At 69.3% G+C, this 1,088-nt stretch carries 1 protein-coding gene and 1 pseudogene; one reads left to right on the forward strand and one right to left on the reverse strand.

Annotated features, from left to right (window positions below; all coding sequences use genetic code 11):
* The coding region (locus ABD323_RS41495) for a glycoside hydrolase family 3 N-terminal domain-containing protein (RefSeq protein ID WP_344447267.1) at positions 1-649 on the reverse strand (649 nt) is incomplete at its 3' end.
* 212 nt (positions 650-861) lie between these two features.
* On the opposite strand from ABD323_RS41495, the pseudogene ABD323_RS41500 reads away from it, so the two are divergent.
* Positions 862-1,088: pseudogene (locus ABD323_RS41500) on the forward strand (Tat pathway signal sequence domain protein); the annotation flags it as partial.

Here is a 1,088-nt window from a genome sequence, read left to right on the forward strand (position 1 = left end):
TGACCGCGCCGGAGGCGACGACGGGGCGGAAGGCGGCCAGGTCGTACTCGTGCAGCACGCGCGGGCGCAGCGCGGAGGAGCTGGTGCAGCGGTCGTCCTCGTTGTTGTAGGCGAGGAAGTGCTTGAGCACCGGAGCGGTCCGCAGGTAGGTCGGGTGGTCGCCCGAGAGGCCCCGGCAGAACGCCTCGCCGACCCGGGCGGTGTGCACCGGATCCTCGGAGTAGCCCTCCTCGTTGCGGCCCCAGCGCGGGTCGCGCAGCAGGTTGAGCACCGGCGCCCAGGACTGGAGGGTGTTGGGGGCGCGGTCGGGGGGGGTCATGGGCGGGCGGTGGCGGTGGAAGGCGCGCAGTTCGACCGAGACCGCCTCGGCGACCCGGCGCACCAGGTTCTCGTCCCAGCTGGCGCCGAGGCCGACGGCCTGCGGGAAGACCGTGGCGAGCCCCAGCCAGGAGACGCCGTGCAGAGCTTCGCTGCCGGTGCGGAAGGAGTCAACTCCCAGGCGGGGCACGGCCGGTGCGTACTGGTGCAGCATCGCGAGCCGTTCGTCGAGCGTGAGCCGTTCGAGCAGGTCGTCGACGCGCTTGCGCAGCGGGAGCGCGGGATCAGGGAAAAGAGGCAGGTCAGCCGCGGACGCGGACAGGGAACTCACGTGGGACAACCCCTCAAGGCTGAGTGCTGTGGCCGTTCATCGAAGCGCTTCGACGCTGACATGAAGCCAGGAATGTGTCAACTGCCTTGGCAATGGCCAGTTTCGGATTTGTTCACGCTATTGCTGAACTCCTAACACGTCGTTAGTGTCGCCGAAACACGCAAGCGCTTCGACAGTTTCGATCGGAAGGCCGCTTCGCCATGAGAACCGAGATGAACCGCAGGACCTTCGTCAGTGCCGCTGTTTCGGTGGCGGGGGCCGCCGCGATGACGCCGCTGCTCTCCGCCTGTGGCGGAGGTGCGGACCGGAAGACCGGTGCGAACACCGAGGCGGGCCTCAAGTCGGCCCTGCCGGCCTATGTGCCCAGCACCTCCGGCAAGCCGGAGATCCCCTCCGTGGCCGGTGGCCCCGACGCGGCGACCGACCCCGCGTACCTCAG

The organism is Kitasatospora nipponensis (assembly GCF_039528135.1).
GTDB classification, from domain to species: domain Bacteria; phylum Actinomycetota; class Actinomycetes; order Streptomycetales; family Streptomycetaceae; genus Kitasatospora; species Kitasatospora nipponensis.